This is a genomic window from Skermania sp. ID1734 (assembly GCF_007489285.1).
Lineage (GTDB): Bacteria > Actinomycetota > Actinomycetes > Mycobacteriales > Mycobacteriaceae > ID1734.
The window spans coordinates 146,743-168,985 of record NZ_VLIY01000004.1 but is presented as its reverse complement, the minus strand read 5'-3'; the positions used below and the strand labels follow the sequence as shown (position 1 = coordinate 168,985).

21 protein-coding genes and 3 tRNA genes are annotated in these 22,243 nt (G+C 65.1%); 11 read left to right on the top strand and 13 right to left on the bottom strand.

The features are described 5' to 3' along the window. Positions 1 to 38: 38 nt before the first annotated feature. The gene (locus FOS14_RS06740) at positions 39 to 2,291 is read right to left on the bottom strand and encodes a YfhO family protein (protein ID WP_143769508.1); all 2,253 of its coding nucleotides are present in this window, start codon (positions 2,289 to 2,291) and stop codon (positions 39 to 41) included. 444 nt (positions 2,292 to 2,735) lie between these two features. On the opposite strand from FOS14_RS06740, the gene FOS14_RS06735 reads away from it, so the two are divergent. After that, complete coding sequence (locus FOS14_RS06735; RefSeq protein WP_143769507.1) at positions 2,736 to 4,634, top strand: glycosyltransferase; 1,899 nt, start codon at positions 2,736 to 2,738, stop codon at positions 4,632 to 4,634. Between the two features lie 61 nt (positions 4,635 to 4,695). On the opposite strand, the gene FOS14_RS06730 is transcribed toward FOS14_RS06735, so the two are convergent. Continuing rightward, complete coding sequence (locus FOS14_RS06730) at positions 4,696 to 5,550, bottom strand: NAD(P)-dependent oxidoreductase (RefSeq protein WP_143769506.1); 855 nt, start codon at positions 5,548 to 5,550, stop codon at positions 4,696 to 4,698. Positions 5,551 to 5,768: 218 nt separating this feature from the next. Here FOS14_RS06730 and FOS14_RS06725 point away from each other — a divergent pair, with 218 nt between their 5' ends. Next, positions 5,769 to 6,086, top strand: coding sequence for a hypothetical protein (locus FOS14_RS06725; RefSeq protein ID WP_143769505.1), 318 nt, complete (start codon positions 5,769 to 5,771; stop codon positions 6,084 to 6,086). Here FOS14_RS06725 and FOS14_RS06720 read toward each other — a convergent pair. The 5 genes from FOS14_RS06720 to FOS14_RS06700 form a co-directional block, all read right to left on the bottom strand. Beyond that, positions 6,083 to 7,687 carry an amidohydrolase gene (locus FOS14_RS06720; protein WP_143769504.1) on the bottom strand — a complete coding sequence of 535 codons (1,605 nt, stop codon included), beginning with the start codon at positions 7,685 to 7,687 and terminating at the stop codon, positions 6,083 to 6,085. The genes FOS14_RS06725 and FOS14_RS06720 overlap by 4 nt on opposite strands. Positions 7,688 to 7,769: 82 nt before the next feature. Further along, complete coding sequence (locus tag FOS14_RS06715) at positions 7,770 to 8,660, bottom strand: glycosyltransferase (protein ID WP_143769503.1); 891 nt, start codon at positions 8,658 to 8,660, stop codon at positions 7,770 to 7,772. Next, the gene (locus FOS14_RS06710) at positions 8,657 to 9,466 is read right to left on the bottom strand and encodes an ABC transporter ATP-binding protein (RefSeq protein WP_143769502.1); all 810 of its coding nucleotides are present in this window, start codon (positions 9,464 to 9,466) and stop codon (positions 8,657 to 8,659) included. The genes FOS14_RS06715 and FOS14_RS06710 overlap by 4 nt, the downstream gene beginning before the upstream one ends. 7 nt (positions 9,467 to 9,473) lie before the next feature. Beyond that, the gene (locus tag FOS14_RS06705) at positions 9,474 to 10,340 is read right to left on the bottom strand and encodes an ABC transporter permease (protein ID WP_143769501.1); all 867 of its coding nucleotides are present in this window, start codon (positions 10,338 to 10,340) and stop codon (positions 9,474 to 9,476) included. Positions 10,341 to 10,360: 20 nt separating this feature from the next. Further along, positions 10,361 to 10,942 carry a bacterial proteasome activator family protein gene (locus tag FOS14_RS06700; RefSeq protein ID WP_143769500.1) on the bottom strand — a complete coding sequence of 194 codons (582 nt, stop codon included), beginning with the start codon at positions 10,940 to 10,942 and terminating at the stop codon, positions 10,361 to 10,363. A gap of 118 nt (positions 10,943 to 11,060) precedes the next feature. Here FOS14_RS06700 and FOS14_RS06695 point away from each other — a divergent pair, with 118 nt between their 5' ends. Next, the gene (locus tag FOS14_RS06695) at positions 11,061 to 12,260 is read left to right on the top strand and encodes a cysteine desulfurase-like protein (RefSeq protein WP_143769499.1); all 1,200 of its coding nucleotides are present in this window, start codon (positions 11,061 to 11,063) and stop codon (positions 12,258 to 12,260) included. 6 nt (positions 12,261 to 12,266) lie between these two features. Here FOS14_RS06695 and FOS14_RS06690 read toward each other — a convergent pair whose 3' ends face one another. Further along, positions 12,267 to 13,256 carry an NAD(P)H-quinone oxidoreductase gene (locus FOS14_RS06690; RefSeq protein ID WP_143769498.1) on the bottom strand — a complete coding sequence of 330 codons (990 nt, stop codon included), beginning with the start codon at positions 13,254 to 13,256 and terminating at the stop codon, positions 12,267 to 12,269. 169 nt (positions 13,257 to 13,425) lie between these two features. Here FOS14_RS06690 and FOS14_RS06685 point away from each other — a divergent pair, with 169 nt between their 5' ends. Beyond that, positions 13,426 to 13,920 (top strand): MarR family winged helix-turn-helix transcriptional regulator, encoded by a 495-nt coding sequence (locus FOS14_RS06685; protein WP_143769497.1) that lies wholly within the window; start codon positions 13,426 to 13,428, stop codon positions 13,918 to 13,920. Between the two features lie 35 nt (positions 13,921 to 13,955). Next, positions 13,956 to 14,040 (top strand) — tRNA-Ser (locus FOS14_RS06680). Between the two features lie 53 nt (positions 14,041 to 14,093). Here FOS14_RS06680 and FOS14_RS06675 read toward each other — a convergent pair. The 3 genes from FOS14_RS06675 to FOS14_RS06665 all read right to left on the bottom strand — a co-directional run bounded on the left by FOS14_RS06675 (position 14,094) and on the right by FOS14_RS06665 (position 16,728). Further along, positions 14,094 to 15,296, bottom strand: a complete 1,203-nt coding sequence (locus tag FOS14_RS06675) for a Fic family protein (protein WP_143769635.1) — start codon at positions 15,294 to 15,296, stop codon at positions 14,094 to 14,096. Between the two features lie 141 nt (positions 15,297 to 15,437). Then, a complete protein-coding gene (locus FOS14_RS06670) occupies positions 15,438 to 15,755 on the bottom strand; it encodes a hypothetical protein (protein WP_143769496.1) in 318 nt (105 codons plus the stop codon). A gap of 79 nt (positions 15,756 to 15,834) precedes the next feature. Then, a complete protein-coding gene (locus FOS14_RS06665; RefSeq protein ID WP_143769634.1) occupies positions 15,835 to 16,728 on the bottom strand; it encodes a TIGR03619 family F420-dependent LLM class oxidoreductase in 894 nt (297 codons plus the stop codon). Positions 16,729 to 16,825: 97 nt separating this feature from the next. Here FOS14_RS06665 and FOS14_RS06660 point away from each other — a divergent pair, with 97 nt between their 5' ends. The 3 genes from FOS14_RS06660 to FOS14_RS06650 all read left to right on the top strand — a co-directional run bounded on the left by FOS14_RS06660 (position 16,826) and on the right by FOS14_RS06650 (position 19,408). Beyond that, positions 16,826 to 17,335: a hypothetical protein gene (locus FOS14_RS06660; RefSeq protein WP_143769495.1), complete on the top strand. Its 510-nt coding sequence runs from the start codon at positions 16,826 to 16,828 to the stop codon at positions 17,333 to 17,335. A gap of 80 nt (positions 17,336 to 17,415) precedes the next feature. Continuing rightward, positions 17,416 to 18,441, top strand: a complete 1,026-nt coding sequence (locus tag FOS14_RS06655; RefSeq protein ID WP_143769494.1) for an alpha/beta hydrolase family protein — start codon at positions 17,416 to 17,418, stop codon at positions 18,439 to 18,441. After that, positions 18,401 to 19,408, top strand: coding sequence for an alpha/beta hydrolase family protein (locus FOS14_RS06650; protein WP_143769493.1), 1,008 nt, complete (start codon positions 18,401 to 18,403; stop codon positions 19,406 to 19,408). Before FOS14_RS06655 ends, FOS14_RS06650 begins: the two co-directional genes overlap by 41 nt. On the opposite strand, the gene hisC is transcribed toward FOS14_RS06650, so the two are convergent. Next, the gene (gene hisC / locus FOS14_RS06645) at positions 19,389 to 20,507 is read right to left on the bottom strand and encodes a histidinol-phosphate transaminase (protein ID WP_143769492.1); all 1,119 of its coding nucleotides are present in this window, start codon (positions 20,505 to 20,507) and stop codon (positions 19,389 to 19,391) included. The two genes, FOS14_RS06650 and hisC, sit on opposite strands and share 20 nt — an antisense overlap. A gap of 69 nt (positions 20,508 to 20,576) precedes the next feature. On the opposite strand from hisC, the gene FOS14_RS06640 reads away from it, so the two are divergent. The 3 genes from FOS14_RS06640 (at position 20,577) to FOS14_RS06630 (ending at position 21,647) form a co-directional block, all read left to right on the top strand. Continuing rightward, the gene (locus FOS14_RS06640; protein WP_143769491.1) at positions 20,577 to 21,281 is read left to right on the top strand and encodes a dienelactone hydrolase family protein; all 705 of its coding nucleotides are present in this window, start codon (positions 20,577 to 20,579) and stop codon (positions 21,279 to 21,281) included. 167 nt (positions 21,282 to 21,448) lie between these two features. After that, positions 21,449 to 21,538, top strand: a tRNA-Ser gene (locus tag FOS14_RS06635). Between the two features lie 36 nt (positions 21,539 to 21,574). Then, a tRNA-Arg gene (locus tag FOS14_RS06630) sits at positions 21,575 to 21,647 on the top strand. Between the two features lie 30 nt (positions 21,648 to 21,677). Here FOS14_RS06630 and FOS14_RS06625 read toward each other — a convergent pair. Beyond that, positions 21,678 to 22,193, bottom strand: a complete 516-nt coding sequence (locus tag FOS14_RS06625; protein ID WP_143769490.1) for a hypothetical protein — start codon at positions 22,191 to 22,193, stop codon at positions 21,678 to 21,680. Positions 22,194 to 22,243 lie beyond the last annotated feature (50 nt).

Here is a 22,243-nt window from a genome sequence, read left to right as displayed (position 1 = left end):
CGGAATATCCGGGTCGATACGGTTCGGCGTCACACGGCTTACTGTATCGGCTGCATGGCCTCGATCGGGTCGCTGGTGTCGGTGGGGTGGGTAGTCGGATGCGCTCGCGGACGACGTTTCCGGCGGCTGCGCAGGTCGATTCCGACAAGCACTAACAACACGACGACACCGAACGCCATCCCGGCAAATCCGAGGCGTTCCCCCGGCGGGCGGAAGGAAATCACCAGCTCAGCGTCGTGCGTGCCGGGCGGCAGGTCGACGTAGAGAAACACCCCGCCCAGACCTTTGGTTTGCAGCGGTTGACCGTTGAGTGTCGCGCGGTACCCCGGCCACGCCAGCCGGGCGAACACCACACTCCCGCCGTGATCGGAGCTGACGCGCGCGCGTGCGGTGTTTGTGGTGGACTCCTCCGGCGTCGCCGACGCGTTCACTGTGGCGCTGATGCGGTTGCCGCGCGTCGACACCGGGCCGTCGACGCGTTCAAGGACAGCGATCTGACGACCGGCCTCGCCGGCAACCGGCACCCATTTCCATCCGGGCGGCGGTGGTTGCTGGTCGACGTGCGGATACTGCTTGCGCTGCAGAATCACCCGGTCGATCATCATCAGATCCACGAAAGTGCGTTGCGTCCACGGGTCCACCGCAAACACCTTGTGGAATGCGTCCTTGCAGGTAGAGCCGTCGTAGGTCATGCACAGCAACTGCGAGAAGTCGATGTGGCCGACCGGGGTGTAGTTGTTCACGTAGCTCAGGTCGAGATCCTTGGCGTAGTTGCCGTAGACCTGCGCGTGCCAGGGCGAGTGCGGACCGGGGGCCATTTTGATCAGCCCACGGTTGCCCAACTGGAGGTTGGCGCCGGGAAAGTCGGGGAACTCCGCCTTGGCCGCCGACTGGGTGGTCGGGAAGAACCACTGGGTGAGCACGTGCGGATAGGACGAGACCTGGTAGAGCGCAATCGGAACGATCGGAACAAGTAGCAGTGCAGCCGCGGATCTGGGCCCGTACCGGCGCGCGAGATACAGCGCCAGCCCGCCGACCACGATGATGAACAGCGCGGACAGCGCGTGCCTGCCGAAGTACTGCGGACCCGACGATCCCGCGCGCAACAACAGCACGAGGACGATCAACCCGGCAGCGACCAGCCGCGGCCGCAGCGGCCGCAAGGTGCCGAACCGGCTCAGCAGGACCGTCACCAGGATCAGCACCGTGATCGCCGCATACGGAAGCAGCCGGGCCGGCCAGCGGATCTGACCGATGTCGCTGGGACCGGCGGTGAACAGCAGGATGGCCACCAGAAAGGCCGCGGGCGCCGCGAGTTCGCGCAGCGCCGGGCCGACCGATCGCCAGGCCACGAAGGCCAGCGCGGGAACGACGAACCAGCTGATGTAGGTGACGGGCGCGTAGGTCGTTTCGCCCGACCACGACTGGATGCTCGATACCGAAGTGGGGATCGACGCGGTCAGCGTCTCAGACCACGGCGCCACCAGGAAGTTGTTGTTGACCACACCTTGCGCGCCGTCGCGCCAGGTCACCCCGGAACTCAGCACACCCGGCAGGTAGGTGATCGCGCCCGCCGCTGCAGCTGCGATACCGGCTGCGGCCACCCGGGCAGCCGGTCGCCAGGATCGTGCCACCAGCCATTCGCCGGCGATCAGGCAGGCGATCACCAGCCCGGACATCAGCGCCGCGTGCACGTAACCGACCGTGATGGCCAGGTACAGGAAGACGAACACCGGGATCGGCCCGCTCTTCCCGCGCGCGTAGCGAATTCCACTGGCCCAGGCCTGCAGCACCCACGCCGCCCCGATGAGCGAGGTAACCCAGGACGGCTGCTCGAAAAACAGCGTGAATCCGGCGAAGGGCGCGCTGGCACCGGCGACTGCGGCCCAACCGGGACGGGCACCATATTCGCGCGCGACCCGAAAAATTCCCCAGCCCAGGATGATCGAAAAGATCAGCTTCACCCCGGCGGCCAACAGGGCGAGGTTGTCGATGCTCGGCGCGACGACGTTGATGAGCATCTGGACCGGGTTCCACAGCCCGCCCTGGCCCTCGACGGGGTAGTTGCCGGACATCCAGGCGTCGAGCACCAGCGACGGAAAGTGGCCGGCGCGGATGATCCGGCCCAACTGCAGCCAGTTGCCGATCGCGCCGGATTCGGTGTCGTCCTGGTAGAAGTAGCGGTGCTCGTGCAGTCCGATGACGACGAAGCCGACGACGATCACCGCGACCATCGCCAGCCACCACAGCACGCGTTCGAAACGCGGCGGCGTGGTACGCGTCTGGGGCACGGATACTCCAAAAACCTGGGATAGCAGTCAGTTGACCATAGTGTGCAGCCGTAGGCTCGGGCTGTCCGGTCGGTTCTGGCCTCGTTCCGCTCCTCGCGCGTTGCGCGCTGCGATGCTCACTCGGCCGCCACCTGCGTGCTGTCTGGTCGGTTCTGGCCTCGTTCCGCTCCTCGCGCGTTCCGCGCTGCGATGCTCACTCGGCCGCCACCTGCGGGCTGTCTGGTCGGTTCTGGCCTCGTTCCGCTCCTCGCGCGTTCCGCGCTGCGATGCTCACTCGGCCGCCACCTGCGGGCTGTCTGGTCGGTTCTGGCCTCGTTCCGCTCCTCGCGCGTTCCGCGCTGCGATGCTCACTCGGCCGCCACCTCCTGGTAGCCACGTGTAGGAGACGGTGGGTATCGTCGGGCGCGACCAGCGACGAGCGCGGAGCAAGTTTCGAGGAATCACATGGATCTACCGGCGTCTTCCGCCGAGGCGGGTGCCGTCACGGCAGCCGCACCAAGCGCCCTGCTGCACGACCACTCCGCGCCGGACCGCTTGGTGGTGCAGCGCGGCGTGTTCACCGCGCCGACCCCGACGATCAGCGAAGACCTCTATGCCGTCGTCGACGGGGACGCGACCCGAACCCGGTTGAGCATGCGCCTGGCCAAGGGCGTGAAGGCGCACACCAACACCTACTTCGGCCGGTTTGCGGCAAGTTACTGGCAGCGCTGGACGACGGTTCGCGAGGTGCGCATGACCGCGCAACTCCACGTGGGTGACCGCGCGCGGGTGTGGCTGGTTGCGTCCGACATCGCCGGGCACCGGCGCGTGGTCGACGCTGTGGACCTCACCGAATCGGGAACCGTCGAACTGACGGCCGCCTTGGACAAGTTCATCGACGGTGGCGCGCTGTGGGTCGAGTTCGATGCGCTGGGCGGCCCGCTTGGCGTCGAATCGCTGGAGTGGACCGTCGACGCCCCCGACCACGTGCGCCCGGTCGCGATCGCGATCTGCACCTTCAACCGCGCCGACGACTGCGCGAAAACCGTTGCGGCGCTTGCCTCTGATGACACGGTGTTGACGGCCATCGACGCCGTGTATGTCGTTGACCAGGGCACCGATCTGGTGCAGGATCGGGCCCTGTTCACCGAGGCGTCCGAACGGCTCGGCGAAAAGTTGCGTTACCTCCGCCAGCCGAATCTCGGTGGGGCAGGCGGCTTCACCCGTGGGTTGTACGAGGTATCGGCCGCCAACGAGCATGCTGACGTCATCTTGATGGACGACGACATTCTCTGTGAGCCGGAAACTGTCTTGCGGCTCAATGCTTTCGCCAACCTGACGGTGTCGCCGACGCTGGTCGGCGCGCAGATGCTGTTTCTGTTGAACCCTGACTATCTCAACGTCGGCGCCGAAGATGTCAACCTGCACAAGCTGCGGCACGGCCAGAAGGTGCCCAAGGCGCTGCGCAATACGAGCATGCTCAAGCGCAACCAGGAGCGGCGGGTCGACGCGGGCTACAACGCCTGGTGGACGTGTCTGATCCCGGCCGAGGTGGTCGCCGAGATCGGCCTGCCGCTGCCAATCTTCTTCCAGTGGGACGACGTCGAGTACGGGATTCGCGCCCGCGAGGCCGGCTTCGTGACCGTGACGCTGCCCAACGCGGCCGTGTGGCACGCCGACTTCTACTGGAAAGAGTTCGACGACTGGGCGCGGTACTACAGCACCCGAAACTCGTTGATCGTCGGCGCACTGCACAGTGACCTCGACACGAAATTCCTTGCGCGCCAGTTCTTCGAAGAGTTATCCCAGCACCTCGTGGCGATGCAGTACGGGCTTGTCGAGACGACCCTGGCCGGCATCGAGGACTTCCTGGCCGGACCAGATGTGTTGCGCGACGGTGGGATCGAGTCGATGGCCCGGGTCAGGGCCGCGCGGGCCGAGCATCCGGAGACTGTCAAACACGACGCGACCGCCGCGCCCGTTCGTGCCGCGGACTTGCGAACCCGCCGGGCGGGTGGCGAGCCGAGCCGGCCGACTCCGGTGCTGGTGAAGCGTGCGATCGGGCAGTGGTTCGGCCGCGTCGAGCGCGGCCCGGTCGGCATCACCCGCGAGGATGCGCACTGGTGGCACATCGCGTTGTTCGACCATGCGGTGGTCACCGACGCGTCGCAGTCCGGGGTACGAATCCGGCAGCGCGACAAGGCGAAAGCGCGGGCGCTGTTGCTGCGCACCGTCCGGGTGTTGCGGCGGCTGCGCAAGGAGGCGCCGGTGGTGCAACAGCGCTACCGGGAGGCGGTGCCCAGCCTGACCAGTCGAGAAAACTGGGCCCGGCTGTTCGGGACTTTTCCTCCGCCCCGTGCGTGAATTTTCACCGCGGGCGGTGAAAATTCACGCACGGGGGGCACAGGGGGCCGAGGGCGCTACCTCACTCGTCGAGGAACAAGTCCAGCTGCAGCTTGCTGTCGCCGGGGACGACGCGGTACTTGTCCAGGTCGGTGACGCCGTGGGCGGTGAGCACCTCGTCATCGATGAAGAAGTTGCCGGTGGTTTCCTTGCCCGGCGAGGTGAGCACCACGTAGGCGGCGTCGGCGTAGATGTCGGGCGTGCGCGAATTCGCCACCATGTCGTCGCCACCGAGCAGGTTCTTCACTGCGGCGGTGGCGATGGTGGTGCGCGGCCACAGCGAGTTGACGCCGATCCCGTCCTTCTTGAGTTCCTCCGCCAAACCCAAAGTGGTGAGCGACATTCCGTACTTGGCGATGGTGTAGGCCAGGGAGGTGCCAGCCCAGCGCGGGTTCAGGTTGAGCGGCGGCGACAGCGTCAAAATGTGCGGGTTGCGGCCGGCCTTGGCCGACTCGCGCAGCGCGGGGATGGACAGCTTGGAGAGCAGGAAGCTGCCGCGGCAGTTGATGTCCTGCATCAGGTCGTACTTTTTCATCGAGATGGCGTCCGTGGGGGACAAGTCGATGGCCGAGGCATTGTTGACCACGATGTCGATGCCACCGAACCGGTCGATGGTCTGCTGGACTGCCTGCTCCACCTGCTCGTCGATGCGGACGTCGCCGACGAACTTCAGCACCGTGCCGCCGGCCTCCTCGAGTTCCGCGGCCGCCGTGTGGATCGTCCCCGGCAGCTTGGGATGTGGAGTGTCGGTCTTGGCGATCAGCGTGATGTTGGCGCCGTCGGCGGCGGCGCGCTTGGCGATCTCGAGTCCGATGCCGCGGCTGCCGCCCGACATGATCATGGTCTTTCCGGCGAGCGGCTTCGTTGCGGCTGTCATCGGTTCTCCTTCACAGTGGCGATCCTGTTATGAGAGCAAACCGTGCGAAGCGGGTCGCAGGTGGGGTTCGGTGGGCGTTGCCTTCTGATTCGCATAACGCGTATACACACCTGCATACACACATCGCAGGCCGAGGTTCCGCCGCCCGCTCTACACACACGTGTGCACAACATCGACCCACCAAGAAATGTCGGTGCCTCGGGGTAGCTTCGGCAACCATGGACGCCGAGCGCCGGTTCGAAAACGTAGTGGACGCAATGCTCGAATACCCTGGTGTCACGCCGCCGGGCGGCGGGACCGGTTTCGGTTCCACGGCCCTCAAAGTCGACCGCAAGATCTTCGCGATGCTCGTCCGCGGCCGGCTGGTGGTGAAGCTCCCGCGCAAACGCATAGATGAACTCGTCGCTGAAAAACAGGGCGAACGCTTCGACGCGAACAAGGGCACGCCGATGAAGGAATGGCTCAGCCTGGACCCGCAGTCCAAGCTGGACTGGACGGACCTCGCCCAAGAGGCGTTGCGCTTCGTCCGAGGCTAGGCCGCGTAGACCTCTTTGCCGGCCAGGTAGGTCGCGCGCACCTCCAGGTCGGCGATCGTTTCCGGCGGCACCGACCGCGGATCGGCGGAAAGCACCACCAAATCGGCGTACTTGCCCACCTCGATCGATCCGATGATGTCTTCGGAAAACAGCTGCCAGGCCGCGTCGATCGTCTGCGCCCGGATCGCCTGGTCTACCGAAATTCGCTCCTCGGGCGCCATCACCTTGCCGCTCGGCGCTATCCGGGTGGCGGCCACGCTGATATTGCGCAGCGGTTCCTCTGGAGTCACAGGCGGGTCGTTGTGCAACGAAATCCGGATACCGGACGCAACAGCGGTACCCGCCGCCATCCAGGTCTCGCCGTGTTCGGGGCCGAACAATCCGTCCACGATCACGTCGCCCCAGTAATGGATCTGGTCGACGAAGATGCTGCACGTGACACCGAGTTCGGCGGCGCGGCGGAACTGTTCCGGTCGCATCGCCCCGACGTGTTCGAGCCGCAACCGGTGATCGGGCCGCGGGTGCGCACGCAGCACCTCCTCGTATACGTCGAGAATGGTGTCGACGCCGGCGTCACCTTGCACGTGGCAGGCCATCGGCCAGCCTTTCGGGAAGTAGGCGCCAACGATCTCGCGCAGCTGGTCCTTGGTGTAGTTGGCGTGACCGCAGGAACCGGGTTGCACCCCGATCGTTCGGACGTCGTCGGTGTCCAGATAGGGAAACGACAGGTCAATGTTGCCGATCCACGGCGAACCGTCGACCCAGATCTTGATGCCCACCTGCCGGAAGACGTCGTCGCCGTAGCCGGGGGTGACGTCGGTATGCATCTCAGGGTTGGACACTTCATAGGCGCGCAGCCGCCAAGTCATCTCATCACGCATCTGTTCGAGCAGCGGTCGCAGCGCCGGATCGAACGCCATCTCCGAGCAGGTGGTGATTCCAGCACGGTTGAGCCGGGCGCCCTCCGCGCGCAAGTGCTGTGGGAACGTCGCGGGATCGAGCACTGGGGTGAGCAGCGGAAAGACGGCCGCGGTTTCGAACGCAGTGCCGTCGAGGTCGCCGTTGGCGTCGTGACCGTAGGCAGCGCCCTTGGGATCGGGTGTGTCACGGGTCAGCCCAGTCTGTCGGGCGACGACCGAGTTGAAGTAGGCGAGGTGTCCGGAGTTATGCATGATCACGAGCGGCGTATCGGGTGCCATCTCGTCGAGCCAGGCCAGCGACGGCTCGGGCAAGCCGCGTTGCAGCAGGGCGTCCCAGCCGACCGCATAAGCGCCGTCGGCGCCGCGAAGCTCGACCTCCTTGCGAATCGCGGCCACCACTTCCTCGGCGCTGCGTAAGGTGACCGGCCGGATGTCGACGGTGCGATCCGACAGCATGATTGCTTCCATCACCGGATGCCCGTGCGCCTCGATGAGGCCCGGCAGCACGCAACCGTCGCCTACGTCGACTACGCGGGTATCGGGCCCGATCCACTGCTCGCACTCGGCACGGTCACCGACCGCGACGATCCGGCCGTCGGTGACCGCAAGACCTTCGGCCGTCGGCTGATTGTCGTTGACCGTCACCACATTGCCGAGCATTACGAGGTCTGCAGCTGGCATGGCGTCTCCAAAAACGCGGAAGCGGGAGTCCCGTCACTGCCGCTGACGCTAGCAGGGGACCCCGCGCTCACGGGCGAGAAAGCTAGGGCCGGGTAAACAGTTCTTTACGGCCGGTTTTGCGCAGCCGGAACCATTCCCGCAGTCCGGCCGGGTCGCGACGGGTGATCAGGAAAAACCAGCTGAAGCGAATCCACTCCTGCGGCAGCAGTTTTCGCATACCGGGCTGGGACATGACGTAGCCGCGATTGCGATAGGTGAAGAAGCGCTTCTGCGGGTCGTCCGGATATTGGGTATGCATGCGGCCACCGAGGATCGGCTTGAACTCCTCGGCGCCGTTCGGGTGCAGATAGGCCGCGGTAAGGCAGGTGCCGAACGGCAGCCCCGAACGCACCAGTCGTCGATGCACTTCCACCTCGTCGCCGCGGACGAACAGTCGAAGGTCCGGGACGCCGATCGCGTCGATTGCGTCCGCGGAAACCAGGGCGCCGTTGAACAGCGAGGCGATGCCCGGCAGGAAGTCTTCGTCACCCAGCTCCGAGCGCAGCCGTCGCCACTGCACGCCGCGGCGGAGCGGGAACGCGAGCCGGTCGGGGTCGTCGATGTCGCAGACTGTGGGCGACACCTCCACCAGGCCGTGCTTGTCGGCGCAGTCGATCAGCGACTGCAGGACGTCGGGTCCCTCCGGTCGGCCGTCGTCGTCGGCCAGCCAAACCCAGTCGGCGCCAAGGGAAAGCGCGTACAGAATGCCGAGTGCGAAACCGCCGGCGCCACCAAGGTTGTGCGCCGACCCGAGGTATGTCACGGGGATTGGCTGCGCTTCGACATCCGCGCGGACCTCGGGCTCATTGCCGTTGTCCACGACGATCAAGTGGTCGACAGGTCGCGACTGGGCCGCCACGATCTTCAGCGACTGCTGCAGGAGTTCGCGACGCTTGTGCGTGACGACGACAGCGATGATGCGCTGGCCGTTCACACCTTTTCTTCCTCGGCAGCTTTTTTCGAGATCACATGCGCCACACGATCGGCCGCCTCGGGTCCTTCATAGGCGCGCACGACCTCCTCGATGCCGCCTTGCATGCGAACGTTGCCGTGGTCGATCCAAATCGCATGGTCGCAAATCTCGGCGAGGAACTCGTTCGAATGGCTGGCGAAGATGAGGATGCCGGCACGGGCAACGAGGTCCTCGAGCCGCTTGCGGGCTTTCTTCATGAACGCGGCATCGACCGCGCCGATACCTTCGTCGAGCAGCAGGATCTCGGGGTCAATGCTGGTGACCACGCCCATCGCCAGGCGCACCCGCATACCCGTGGAATACGTCCGCATCGGCATGTCGAGGTATTCGCCAAGCTCGGTGAACTCGGCAATCTCATCGACCTTTTTCAGCATCTGCTTGCGGGTCTGGCCGAGGAACAGGCCGCGAATGATGATGTTCTCGTAGCCGGAGATCTCCGGATCCATGCCGACGGCGAGGTCGAACACGGGCGCGACGCGGCCGTTGACGACGGCTGTGCCGCGGGTGGGCTCATAGATCCCGGAGAGCAACCGCAGCAGCGTCGACTTTCCGGCGCCGTTGTGACCGACCAGGCCGACCCGGTCGCCCTCTTTGAAGCTCAACGTGATGTCGCGCAGCGCTTCGACTACGACGACGTCGGAGGAGGTCCGCCCGATGACCCCGCCGGCCTTGCCGAGCACGGCCTTCTTCAACGACCGCGTCTTGGCGTCGAAGATGGGGAAGTCGACGCAGGCGCCGTGCGTATGAATGCTTACGTGTTCCGTCATTACGTCCTCACACCCAGTACGGCACGCGGGCTCGATATTTGCGCAGGAAGAGGATGGCCAGCACCCAGCCGGCCGCGGTCAAGCCGCAGACGATCACCCAGTGATAGAGGTGCTGCGGCTCGCCGAGTAGCGGCGCGCGCACGATCTCGAGGTAGTGGAAGGTCGGCACCAACTCGGCAAGTTTGGCCCGCTCGGCCACCTGCCCGCCCTGCTGCTTGAGGCTGCTGGTGGTCCACATGACCGGTGTCAGCACAAACAGCATCAGCACGAGGCTGCTCAGAATCTGCGAGATGTCGCGGTAGCGGGTGGAGATGATGCCGAAGACCAGCGACACCCACATGGAGTTGAGGAAGATCAGAACCAGCGCCGGGATGGCCAATAACAGGCCCCAGCTCAGGTGCTTCCACACGCCGAACGCAAACAACATGATCAGGTAGATCAGCATGTTGTGCGCGAAAAAGAGGGCTTGGCGCCACACCAGTCGGTATACGTGCACGCTCAGCGCCGACGGCAACTGCTTGATCAGGCCTTCGTTCGAAATGAAGACCTCGGCGCCCTCGGTCACGCTGGCACCGATCAGGTTCCACACGATGAGTCCCACCGTCACGTACGGCAGGAACGTTGTCAGGTCCTGGCCCAGCAGCGCGGCGTAGAGGATTCCGATCGCGCTTGCCTGCACGCCGGTCGCGATGGTGATCCAGAACGGGCCCAGCACCGAGCGGCGGTAGCGCTGCTTGATGTCTTGCCAGCCCAGCGATAACCACAGCTCGTGTTGCTTGAAGCCGCCCGTGAGGTCTTTGAACGCGCGACGAAACGTCTGCGAGTCGGAGACTGGCAACGGTGCGGCCGGGGTTTCGGCTGCGGCGATGGACATGGAGCACGAGCATACCCGGGTTACAGGTACTGCCCGGTTCCTGCGCTGTGACCGTGGCCCTGCTGCCCGCGCGGATCGGCGGCATGCAAACCGGGCGGCAGCGCACCTTGTCGCATCTGTTCGAGCTGCGCCCGAGCGGCCATCTGCTGGGCGAACAGCGCTGTCTGGATGCCGTGGAAGAGGCCCTCGAGCCAGCCCACCAGCTGCGCCTGCGCGATCCGAAGTTCCGCGTCCGAGGGAGTGGTGTCCTCGGTAAACGGCAAGGTCAGGCGCTCGAGCTCGTCGCGCAACTCGGGGGCAAGGCCATCTTCCAGTTCGCGAATCGAAGACCGGTGAATTTCCTTGAGCCGGTTGCGGCTGGCGTCATCGAGCGGCGCGGCCCGCACTTCCTCGAGCAGCTGCTTGATCATGGTGCCGATGCGCATTACTTTGGCCGGCTGTTCGACCATGTCGGTAACGGACTCTTGGTCGTTGTCATCGGGGGTTTCCGCGGTTCCGCCGCGCTGGTTTGCGGCTGCCGCGCCGCCAGCGCCGGCCGCAGCGGCCAGCGGCTGGCCGTCGGGTCCGATGACCATGATGCGTTCGTCGTCCGAATGGGTCATAGTTCTATCTTGTCCGTTGGACAGCCATACGCGCCAACGAGGGCGCGATATGGGGGGTTGCTAGTGTGAAATAAATCTGTCTCACATCGACGTCGGGTGAAGATTTAAAGTGTCGGGCATGGTTTACGACGTCGCGCGAGTTCGCGGGTTGATCCCGTCGCTCGGCGACGGATGGATACATCTTGATCCGCAAGTCGGGATGCAGATTCCCGACGCCGTATCGCGCGCGGTCTCGACCGGTTTCCGCACGTCAGCGTCTACGCATCTGGGTCGGCACCAAACGGCCAAGCGCAGCGCGGCCATCCTCAGCGCAGCGCGTCAGGCCATCGCCGATTTGGTCGGCGGCGACCCCGCCGGCGTTGTGCTCGGCGCCGACCGCGCGGTGCTGCTCGCGTGGCTGGCCGAATCGCTCGGTTCTCGACTCGGACTCGGGACCGGACTGGTGCTGTCGCGTCTCGATGACGAGGCCAACGTGGCACCCTGGCTGCGCATAGCCAACCGGTACGGCGGACACGTCCGCTGGGCCGAAGTGGAGATAGAGACGTGCGAGTTGCCGTCCTGGCAGTTCGACGAGCTCATCGGACCTACGTCGCGCCTGGTTGCATTGACCGCGGCATCGCCGATCGTCGGCTCGGCACCGGATGTGCGGGTGGCCGCGGATCGGGTGCACGACGTGGGTGGTCTGCTCGTCGTGGACGCGGTCGGCGCGGCGCCGTATGCGCACCTTGATATCGCCGATCTCGGCGCGGACGTCATCGCGTTGAGCGCCTCCTCGTGGGGAGGCCCGCAGGCGGGGGCGCTCGTGTTCCGTGACCCCAGCTTCCTCGACCGGATACCGGCGCTGTCGATGAATCCGTACGCCAAGGGCGCCGAGCGGCTGGAGATCGGCGGTTACCAGTACGCGATGCTCGCCGGGGTGACCACGTCTATCGACTACCTGGCTGCGCTCGACGAGGGAGCCAGCGGGTCACGGCGCGAGCGCCTGATTGCCTCGATCGGCTCGCTGCAGCAGTACCACGACGAACTCTTCGAACACCTGATGACGGGCCTGCAGGATCTGCCGAAGGTGACGGTCATCGGTCGTGCCGGCAGTCGAATCCCGACGCTCAGCGTGACGGTCGCCGGTTACAACGCGGAAAAAGTGGCCGAAACGCTGGCCGACAATCGCATCAGCGTGCTCAGTGGCAGCCACGGCGGCAACCGCCTGCTGGATGCGCTGGGTGTCAACGACGAGGGCGGCGCGATCTCCGTCGGCCTCGCGCCCTACACCACCCGCCGAGAGGTCGATCGCTTCATCGAGGTGCTGGCGCGGTTCTGAAGCTGCTCAGCGCACCCGCAGCACGACCTTGCCGATCGTTTCCGGCGAATCCAACATCTCGTGCGCCTTGCCGACCTGAGTGATCGGAACTTCGGCGTATACAACTGGCGCTATGGATCCGTCCGCGATGAGCGGCCACACATGCTCGACCACGTCGGCGACGATCTCAGCCTTGCTCGACCGCCCGGTTTCCGGCCGTCCGCGCAGGCTCGTGGCGCGAATGGTGCCGCGTTTGCCGAGCAGCTTGTTCAGCGCAAGTTCGCCCGACGCCCCGCCCTGCATGCCAATGATTACGAGCTGCCCGTCCGCCGCCAACGCGTCGACATTGCGATCAAGATACGCAGCGCCCATGTTGTCGAGAATGATGTCGGCGCCGGAATGCCCGTCGAAATTGCGGACCGCTTCGACAAAGTCGTCTTCGCGATAGTTGATCAGCAACTGCGCGCCGAGATCGCGGCATGCGTCGAGCTTGTACTGCGAACCGGCGGTGACGGCCACCTTGGCGCCGCGGGCGCGGGCGAGCTGAATCCCGTGGGTACCGATTCCACTGGCACCGCCGTGAATAAGGAGCAGCTGACCCGCCCGCAGGCCGGAACCCATCACGAGGTTCGACCACACCGTGCACGTGACCTCGGGTAGAGACGCGGCGACCGGCAGGTCGACGCCATCCGGAATCGGCATCAGCTGTGTTGCTGCGACCGCCACCTTTTCCGCATAACCGCCGCCGGAAAGCAGGGCACAAACGCGATCGCCCACCGACCATCCGGTCACGCCGGGCCCCAGTTCGGCGATGACGCCCGAGCACTCGAGGCCCGGGATGTCGCTGGCACCGGGCGGTGGCGGGTAGAAACCTCGCCGTTGCATCACGTCGGCGCGGTTGACTGCCGCGGCGACGACGTCGATGAGGACTTGGCCGGGCCCGGGCTGCGGATCGGGGACCTCTTCCCAGTGCATGACTTCAGGTCCGCCGGCGCCGTGCAGCGCGATCGCATACATAGTTATGAAACTTATGCCATTTGTGTCGACTGAATGGCGATTGTGGCCGAGAGTCCGCGCGGGACATCAGGGCTCAATTTCGGGGCGAATTTGGCACGTGGTGTCCCGCTGCAGCGGGGTAAAGGCCCGCGATCATTCCAGGCCCGCGAACCTTTTGCCCATAAGTAGGATGGCGCGTGTGCAGTCCGAACCGCCGGGTACGTTAAGTGATGGGCCGCGCTGGCTTGCCGCCAACGAGCAGCGCGCGTGGCGCTCCTTTATCGACGGTCAGCAGCGGCTGCTTGACGCGCTCAACCGCGAGTTGCAAGTGAAGCACGATCTCACCCTCGCCGATTACCGGATTCTGGTACTGCTGTCCGAATCCGCCGACAATTCGTTGCGCATGAGCGACCTCGCGGACGGCGTCTTGTCGTCGCGCAGTCGACTGACCCACCAGATCCGCCGGCTCGAACAGCAGCGGATCGTCCGGCGCAGCAACTGCGTAGAGGACGGTCGCGGGGTGCTGGCCCACCTCACCGACGAAGGCCGGCGCCGCCTTGAGGAGGCCGCGCCTACCCACGTCGAAGGCGTCCGACGGCACTTCATCGACCTGCTAGATACGCGCCAATTGGCCGTCATCGCAGAGGTCTTCGGCCAAGTGGATGCGGCGATCGGCGGGACGTGACGGGTGCCGCCGCGATGATCGCTAGAATCTAGCGCGGAAGCGTGGCAGAGCGGCCGAATGCACTCGCCTTGAAAGCGAGCGTCGTGAGAGCGACCGGGGGTTCAAATCCCTCCGCTTCCGCTGAGATGCCGAGTCGAAGTCCCCGATTTTCGTGATTGCAGCGACGACGGGGTCTACTCGTTTAATAGGTCAATCGTGGCGGTCCGCTTACCGATCGCGGCAGAGAGCGTATCGAGTTCGGCGAGTACGTCAACCGCCGCCCAAATCCGATTTCTTTTTGAATTAGAGAGCAGTTCGAGAATGCCGGACTCCGTCAGGCGATTGAGGGCCCCGTAAGTGCTGGCTTCCGTTGTTCCGGTCAGCCGCAGCGCAGTATCTGCGTTAAATATGGGCACGTCGAGTAGCTTGCCGATAAGTGTTTCATCCGCCGAGTTCTTCCTCGGCCTAGCTTTTTCGCGCCAGCGTGCGGGTAGGGCAGCCAGCTCCTTGGCTGATTCCTCGGCCGCAGCGCTGGCATGTACAACGGCGGCCGAAACATACTCGACGAAGTTGTCGACTTTACCGGCACGGTATTCCATGAGCATTCTAAAATATGTTGCGGTGTCGGCGAGCATGACTGACGCCAACGGGACGGTAATGCGTTGAGTTAGTCCTCGTCGCCGCAGGATTGCGCTAATAAGTGCCCGCCCGATTCGTCCATTGCCGTCGGTGAATGGATGTATCGACTCGAATTGCGCATGTGCAATTGCTGCCTGCGCGATTATTGGCAGATCCGCTCGGTTGGCAAATTTCACCAGATCGGCCATCAGATCGGCGACCATCTCGGGGGGTGGAGGAACATAGAGCGCATTGATCGGCGAGTAGTCACTTCCACCGATCCAGTTCTGCACGGACCTGACAGCTCCACCTTCGCGGGCTGCGTAATAGTCCGGGGCCATCAGCAGGTCATGGGCGGTGAGGATGTCCTCGAGCGTGATGGCTGCACGTCCAGCGGCGTCGACCATCGCGATGAGTGCCTTGACCGCGGCGAGTTGTGACTTGGCCTCATCCGACGCCTTTCCGCCCGCCAGGGCCTTGCCAAAGGCGTGCCAGCCTGCGTCAATTCGCTCGATCTTCGACGAGGCGATGGATTCACTTCGCAAAAGGAAGTCGGCGAGTGGTGCGAGATGTTGGCCAACGCCGGCTTCGAGTCGCGCCACGGCGATGACGCCGGCCTCGTGCAGCCGTGCAACTCTCCCGGTGGGGTCATAGTTAAGGGAGCCGATCATCGGTGGAATTGAGGCTTCAATCGATTCGAGTTGACGATCTGCCCGCGATCCTTGACGGCGCGTCGGCGTCCATGGGCGAACCTCGGCAGTGTGCTTCGGCCGGCCCATCTTTTGCGCCTTCACCTAGAGGAAGTCGAACTAGCAACCATCGTACTTTAATTTGTTAGTACTAACTTATACTTGCGGTGGCGTAATTAGAAGTTGTGCGAACACCCGCCTGCGCGGGATGGAAACGGGTCTAATGCGTGCCTATTGATGCGGCGCCGGCGCGCACGGCTGCGATGAACCGGCGCTGAGTAGGCACAAGATGTTGCCGACTGCTCCGGCTACACCCTGCACAACGGCGCTGTTGGCGTTGTTGTAGGCCACGATCGCGTCGTTGACATTTCCGGCGAAACCGACGATGGCATCGTGAATCGGCTGCGGCACCTGGATGTACGGCAGGATTTCGACAGGGATGTTGAACAGCGGGGCGGGGTCTGCTTGAGCCGCCGCAGGCGCCGCCACGGCAGCCGATGCGGTGATCGCCGCAACAACCAGCGACTTGGTCAATACCTGCTTGAACATGCCTTCACCTCGAGAAGAATCCCGACGTGCCGAGCCTAGCCGGGCGACCTCGGCGCAGCGGGCGTTTCAACTGAAGCGGTCATTCGGGAGCGAATTCTTCCAGCGCGGCGCGGGCGCGGGCCATTGATTCGGCGGGGTCGGCGGCCGGGTTTCCGATCGACGGATCGAAGTTCAGGTCGATGAAAATTTCGGTGATGCCCTGTTCGGCGATTCGGGCGAAATCGTCGCGGATCTGGGCGTGGCTGCCGGTGAGCATGCCGTCGCGGGCTCCCACCATCGCGACCCCGCGACACACAAAGCGCAACGCGTCCGCGTCACGCCCGGCATCGGTCGCCGCAGTTCGGATCTGCTGCACCGCGTCGCCGAGCGAGCCGAGTTCGGCTCTGCTGCTACTGATCCAGCCGTCCGCGATCCGGCCGGCGCGACGCAACGCCGCCGGTGCGGCGCCGCCCAGCAGAATCGGCGGACACTGCTGCAGCGGTTTCGGCAGGATGCTCGCGAGCGGGATCGTGTAGAAGCGCCCGTCGTAGGAAACCGGATCCTGGCTCCAGACCTTGCGCATGCAGTCGACGAACTCCGCTGCTCTGGCCCCGCGTGCGGCGTAGTCGGTTCCCGCAGCTTGGAATTCATCGCGCGACCAGCCCAGACCCAAACCGGCGTCGAGTCGACCGTCGGACAGAATGTCCAGTGTCGCAAGTTGTTTAGCGAGCATGGCCGGAGATTGAAACGGCGCATTGATCACCGCGGTGCCCAGCCGGATGCGCTCGGTGACCGCGGCCGCGAACATCAGCGGCCCGATCGGATCGAGCACACTGTGATACGGCGGGGCGAGCGGCGTGGATTCTGCGACGAGCAACCGCTGGAAACTCCACAGCGTCGAGTAGCCGAGTTCATCAGCACGCTGCGCGATTTCGCGGATATTGCCCGGTGTTGCCCAGGATCCCGACACTGGCAACCCGAAACCGATCTCCATTGGCTCATCATTGCGCACCGCGCTGCTTGGCAGTTGAAGTAACACCGACGTTGCGACGAAGCTGAGTTTCGTGCTGTCCGACGCCGAGATCGCGAAGATGACCGCAGCTGAGCGCCGCGCGCTCATCTTGCGACTGGAGAGGCCACTCGACGAGATCCTGTCCCCGCGCGTACTCGGCCGGGCCCGCTGGACCCGGCTGGGTTTGATGATCGGCGGTGCGGTCGGAATGATCCCGTGGATCGTGTTCCTTTCGCTCACGCTGCCGGCCGACTACGAGGCGCACAACTGGCCGGCAACCTGGGTCGGTTTCGACCTGTTCATGGTCATCCTGATGGCGTCGACCGCGGTGCTGGGCTTGCTGCGCCGGCAACTGATGCTGCTCACGGCCTTCGCCACGGGTGTGTTGCTGATCTGCGACGCGTGGTTCGACATCATGACGGCCGGGCCCGACGACGTCTGGATCTCGGTCGCCACGGCTGTGTTCGCCGAGTTGCCGCTGGCCGTCGTCCTCATCGCCGGAACCCTGCGTATCGTGCGGCTGACCGCTGCCCGGTTGTGGCTGCTCGATCCCGGCGCGCCACTGTGGCGACTCCCGTTACTGCCCTGAGTCACTCTCCACGCGACACGATCTTGTCCGTTGAATGCGCTACCTTGGTCCGGGGAATTGGGGTCGAGGAAAGTGGTTCAATGCGCCGGTCGATCGTTGCAGCGTGTGGTATGGCTGTGGCGCTGGCGCTCACCTGCACAGGGGTCGCCTCCGCCGAGCCAGTTCCCTTGCCGGGCACCGGGTCGACGGCCCCCGGCACGCAGGGACCGCCGATGCGATCGGGCCCGGCCCACGTGGTCCGCGTCGACGAACTTGCGCCGAACCTGTCGGCGGTCTACATCGATTCCCCGTCGATGGCCCGGACTGTCGAGATCGAGCTGATCCATCCGCCCGCGGGTGCCGGACCGCGCCCGTCCTACTACCTGCTCGACGGCGTCGACGCACCGGACATCCAGAGCTCCTGGACGAAGAAGACCGATGTGGTCAGCTTCTTCGCCGGCAAGAACGTCAACGTGGTGATGCCGGTGGGCGGCACCGGCAGCTACTACACGGACTGGCAGCAGGTGGATCCAACGCTCGGCTGGAACCGCTGGGAGACGTTTCTGACCCAGGAGTTACCGCCGATCATCGACAGCCAGTTCGGGGGCAACGGTCGCAATGCCATCGCCGGTTTGTCGATGGGCGGGCAGAGTGCGCTGATCCTGGCCACCCGGCATCCGCAGCTGTACCGGGCGGTGGCGGCGTTCAGTTCCTGCCCGGACGTATCGCAGCAGTATTCGAAAGACCTGATCCGCGCCACCGTCGGATCCCGCGGCGGCAACGCGAACAACATGTGGGGCCCGGATTCCGACCCGGCATGGGCGGCGCACGATCCCACGCTGCACGCTGCCAACCTGCATGGCATGACGGTGTATCTCTCGGTCGGCAACGGCTTACCGGGGCCGCACGAGCTAAGTCTGCGCCCAGACCTGGGCACGGTCATCGCCGAGGGCGGCCCGCTGGAAACGGCCGCCAACATGTGCACCCATCAGTTCCAGCAGCGGCTCAACCAGGTCGGGGTGCCCGCAACGGTGGTGTACCGGCCGTGGGGTACGCATTCCTGGCCCTACTGGCAGGATGACCTGCATGATTCCTGGCCGACCGTCGCGGCAGCGCTGGGCATCTAGAGCCGCAGCGGCCGCGCTGACGGCGTTGGTCTGCCTGCTCACGAGCGGCCAGCCCGCGCAGGCGGCTCCTTCCGCGGCGATTGTTCGCATCGACCCGATCACACCGCGCTGGCTGCGGGTCTTCGTGCGTTCGCCGGCGATGCAGGCGGTGATGCAGGTGCAACTGTTGCTGCCGCGAAACACCGCCGATCCGCGTCCGACCGTCTACTTGTTGGACGGGCGCACCGCCGAGGGCAACGGCAATCACTGGACCGACCGCGGCGGGGCGGTCACGTTCTTTGCCGACAAGCCGGTGAATGTCGTTCTCACGGTCGGAGGCACGGCGAGCTACTACACCGACTGGCAGCGCGTCGACCCACGGCTGGGCCGCTACCGCTGGGAGACATTTCTGACCAAGGAGTTGCCGCCGCTTCTCGACGGACGGTTCGGCGGCGATGGCCGCAACGCGGTGGCCGGTGTGTCGATGGGCGCGCAGGCAGCCCTTATGCTGGCGTTCCGCAACCCGCAGCGCTATGCGGCGGCCGCGGGCTTCAGCGGCTGCTACGGAGCTGCCGACGACCCCGATGAGGCTGAAATGCATCTGGTCGTAGCGAGTTCCGGCGGGAACGCAACGAACATGTTCGGCGAGACGGCCGACCCCGATTGGGCCGCGCACGACGTGGTGGTGCACGCCGCGGCGTTGCGCGGTAAGGCGCTCTACCTGTCCAGCGGCACCGGCCTGCCCGGGCCGCACGAAACCGTTGACGACCCGGACGTCGGAGATTCCATTGTGCTCGGCGGACCTATCGAGGCCGTCGCCAACGCGTGCACGCATCGGCTGGCGGATCGCCTTGGGCAGCTTGGTATCTCGGCCAAGGTCAACTTCCGCCCGGTTGGCACGCACTCGTGGCCGTACTGGGCCGACGATCTGCACGATGCCTGGCCGACGCTGGCAGCCGGTCTGGGAATCAGCGTGCCGGGTCGGTAGCGCCCGCCAACGACGACGTAGCGTCGGCAAACGATGCGGCCGTCGAAGAGTCGGTGGCGAACGCGAGAAATGCGTCGTTCTCGTGTGGGTCGCCGATGGTGACGCGCACCCCATCGGTTCCGTACGGCCGTACCAGAACTCCGGCGTTGGCGCTGGCTGCGCCGAAGTCGGCCGTGAGCGCACCCAGGGGCAGCCAGACGAAGTTCGCTTGGCTGGGTGGCACCTGGTATCCCGCCGCGATCAGGGCGGCGCGAACTCTATCGCGTTCTGCGATAACCGCATCGGTGCGCGACAGTAATTCCGCACCGGCATCTAGGCTGGCCAGTGCCGCCGCCTGGGCGACTCGGCTGACGCTGAAGGGAATGTGCACCTTCGCGAGCGCATCGATGAGCCGGGCGTCGCCGACTGCGTAGCCGACCCGCAATCCGGCCAACCCGTAGGCCTTCGAAAACGTCCGCAGCACAAGCACATTTGGGCGGGCGCGACCGAGCTCGATGCCGTCCGGGGAGTCATCGGCCGGGAAACGCAGGTATTCGAAGTACGCCTCGTCGAGCACAATCAAGACGTCGTCCGGAACCCGGTCGAGGAACCGCTCGAGTTCGGCTCGACCAACTGCGGTGCCGGTTGGATTGTTGGGGTTGCACACGAACACCAGCCGGGTTCGCGGCGTGATCGCGGCGGCCATCGCATCGAGGTCGTGTACGGCTCCGTCGGTCAGTGCGACAGTGACGGGTGTCGCTGCGGCCACCTTGGTGACGACGGGATAGGCCTCGAACGACCGCCAGGCGTAAAGCACTTCGTCGTCCGGCCGATTGCAGGTGATCTGGACCAGTTCCTGGCAGAGTGCGACGCTACCGCAGCCGACGGCGACCCGAGCCGGGTCTACGCCCAGCGACTCGGCCAACGCCCCGATGAGCTCGCTGTTGCGGTTGTCGGGGTAGCGGTTCGATTGCGTTGCCGCGGCGTTGATAGCCGTCAATACACCCGGCAGCGGACCGTGCGTCGTCTCGTTGCTCGCGAGCTTGTGCGCGCCCGGATAGGACCGGCCTGGCACGTAGGACGGGATGGAGTCGAGGTCGCTTCGGATGCGGGCGGTCACAGCTCCAGTATCCAGGCTCGCGAAAACATCCCTTTCGCACGGCGGTTGCGGCGACCTACGCTTGGTCACATGTCTGGAATCTTCGAAGACGTCGCACGCCTTCGTGGGGTGGACGGGCAGCCGGGCGGGAACGAGGTGCCGATCACCGTGATCGAGCCCGAGGGCCACGCTCGCGGTGGCATCGTGGTTCTGCACGAGTCACGCAAGTTCACCGACGCGTTGCTGGATCTCATGCGCGCGCTTGCCACCGAGGGCTGGATTGCGGTGGCGCCCAACCTATTCCATCGTGAGGATGTGGGCAGTGACGCAAAGGTGTTCGGCGACAATCTATTTGCCGACTTCGATGCGTGTCACGACTGGCTGACCAAGCGTGGCGTCCTGGGGGACTGCATCGGGGCTCTGGGCTTCGACGATGCCGGGGCGGCCGCATTCCTGGTCGCCACGAACCGTCCGATCGGGGCGGCGGTCAGCGTGGCGGCGCGCGGGATCACGAGCAGCCTCGCCGACGGCGCCCCGCCTCTTGTCGAGGCCGCTCCGGCCTTGCAGGCGCCGTGGCTCGGGCTGTACGGCGACGATGATCCCGAGACGCCCACCGAACACGTCGAAGCGCTCAAGGACGCCGTCTCGCGAGCGGCCGTCGCAACTCACGTGGTGGTCTACTCGGGTCTGCGGCACCGCGCGGATGAGCCACGTACCGCGGACGAGCCCGACGGCGACCCGATAGTGGATGCGCAGACCAGGATTTTCGACTGGTTCGACGCGAACTTGCGGTAACCGGCCGGCCGGTTACCGCCTGTGCGTGAAATTTCACCGCCCACGGTGAAATTTCACGCACAGGCAAGGGGACGGCATCTAGCAGCGGTTTTGCTTACCGTCGGCGGGCTGTGTAACCTTGCCGTTCGGCGGTTCGAAAGGACCGGTGCCCCTCACGAGGTGGCTCAGGAGGCGTGCCAGAGCGGCCGAATGGGACTCACTGCTAATGAGTTGTCCCTTCACGGGGACCGGAGGTTCAAATCCTCTCGCCTCCGCCACACCCCGGAGTTCCGGGTACAACTGAACACCGATATGCGCCCGTAGCTCAACGGATAGAGCATCTGACTACGGATCAGAAGGTTAGGGGTTCGAATCCCTTCGGGCGCGCTTTTCAGCGCGAATGCGTGTCAGCACGTTTCAGGCGCCGCAGTAATAGTGCCTGGCGTGATCGTCATCCTTGTCGTTGCAGAATGGAAAGCCACTATCCCCGCCTGCGACGGTCAGCTCAAGTCCCTGACCCTCACCTAAGAGCTTGATCGTCACCGCGCCACCGATCGGGGTTTTCGGGTTCGAGGAAGCGGTGACTTTTCCGGTGGCGGTGTCTCGCCCGAAGGACGTGAGCGTGAAATCGACGATTCCAGTGACGCCGCAACCCGACATCGGCGCATCCGGGCAACTCGATCTGTCGCTGTAGGTCTCGCGACCGTGGCCGTTGCCGTCGATGGTGAGGCGTTCCTCGTGGGCATGCCACGTTCCCACGAATGCAGACGGCACAGTTGTGGACTGACTGCTTGTCGCCGAGACGTCTGAAGGCGGGTTGCTCCGGTCGCTGCAGGCAGTCGCAACGGTGCCAACGACGATGACCGCGACGACGAATCGCTTGGGCGTTGCCGCGGTGACGGCGCGCTTTTCGCTAACGAGGGAGAGGCCCATGCTTCCAACCTTCGGGTAGGCGAGGACCCGGAACAAGTATCGAGCGCATA

Excerpts from the sequence above, each read along its gene's own strand:
- FOS14_RS06695 (WP_143769499.1), top strand. The coding sequence starts at position 11,061 with ATGGTTTACGACGTCGCGCGAGTTCGCGGGTTGATCCCGTCGCTCGGC.
- FOS14_RS06670 (WP_143769496.1), bottom strand. The coding sequence starts at position 15,755 with ATGTTCAAGCAGGTATTGACCAAGTCGCTGGTTGTTGCGGCGATCACC.
- FOS14_RS06650 (WP_143769493.1), top strand. The coding sequence starts at position 18,401 with ATGATTCCTGGCCGACCGTCGCGGCAGCGCTGGGCATCTAGAGCCGCA.
- FOS14_RS06710 (WP_143769502.1), bottom strand. The coding sequence starts at position 9,466 with ATGACGGAACACGTAAGCATTCATACGCACGGCGCCTGCGTCGACTTC.
- FOS14_RS06655 (WP_143769494.1), top strand. The coding sequence starts at position 17,416 with ATGCGCCGGTCGATCGTTGCAGCGTGTGGTATGGCTGTGGCGCTGGCG.
- FOS14_RS06720 (WP_143769504.1), bottom strand. The coding sequence starts at position 7,687 with ATGCCAGCTGCAGACCTCGTAATGCTCGGCAATGTGGTGACGGTCAAC.
- FOS14_RS06725 (WP_143769505.1), top strand. The coding sequence starts at position 5,769 with ATGGACGCCGAGCGCCGGTTCGAAAACGTAGTGGACGCAATGCTCGAA.
- FOS14_RS06690 (WP_143769498.1), bottom strand. The coding sequence starts at position 13,256 with ATGTATGCGATCGCGCTGCACGGCGCCGGCGGACCTGAAGTCATGCAC.
- FOS14_RS06660 (WP_143769495.1), top strand. The coding sequence starts at position 16,826 with ATGACCGCAGCTGAGCGCCGCGCGCTCATCTTGCGACTGGAGAGGCCA.
- FOS14_RS06640 (WP_143769491.1), top strand. The coding sequence starts at position 20,577 with ATGTCTGGAATCTTCGAAGACGTCGCACGCCTTCGTGGGGTGGACGGG.
- FOS14_RS06735 (WP_143769507.1), top strand. The coding sequence starts at position 2,736 with ATGGATCTACCGGCGTCTTCCGCCGAGGCGGGTGCCGTCACGGCAGCC.
- FOS14_RS06730 (WP_143769506.1), bottom strand. The coding sequence starts at position 5,550 with ATGACAGCCGCAACGAAGCCGCTCGCCGGAAAGACCATGATCATGTCG.
- FOS14_RS06705 (WP_143769501.1), bottom strand. The coding sequence starts at position 10,340 with ATGTCCATCGCCGCAGCCGAAACCCCGGCCGCACCGTTGCCAGTCTCC.
- FOS14_RS06675 (WP_143769635.1), bottom strand. The coding sequence starts at position 15,296 with ATGGGCCGGCCGAAGCACACTGCCGAGGTTCGCCCATGGACGCCGACG.
- FOS14_RS06625 (WP_143769490.1), bottom strand. The coding sequence starts at position 22,193 with ATGGGCCTCTCCCTCGTTAGCGAAAAGCGCGCCGTCACCGCGGCAACG.
- FOS14_RS06685 (WP_143769497.1), top strand. The coding sequence starts at position 13,426 with ATGGCGCGTGTGCAGTCCGAACCGCCGGGTACGTTAAGTGATGGGCCG.
- FOS14_RS06700 (WP_143769500.1), bottom strand. The coding sequence starts at position 10,942 with ATGACCCATTCGGACGACGAACGCATCATGGTCATCGGACCCGACGGC.
- FOS14_RS06665 (WP_143769634.1), bottom strand. The coding sequence starts at position 16,728 with ATGGAGATCGGTTTCGGGTTGCCAGTGTCGGGATCCTGGGCAACACCG.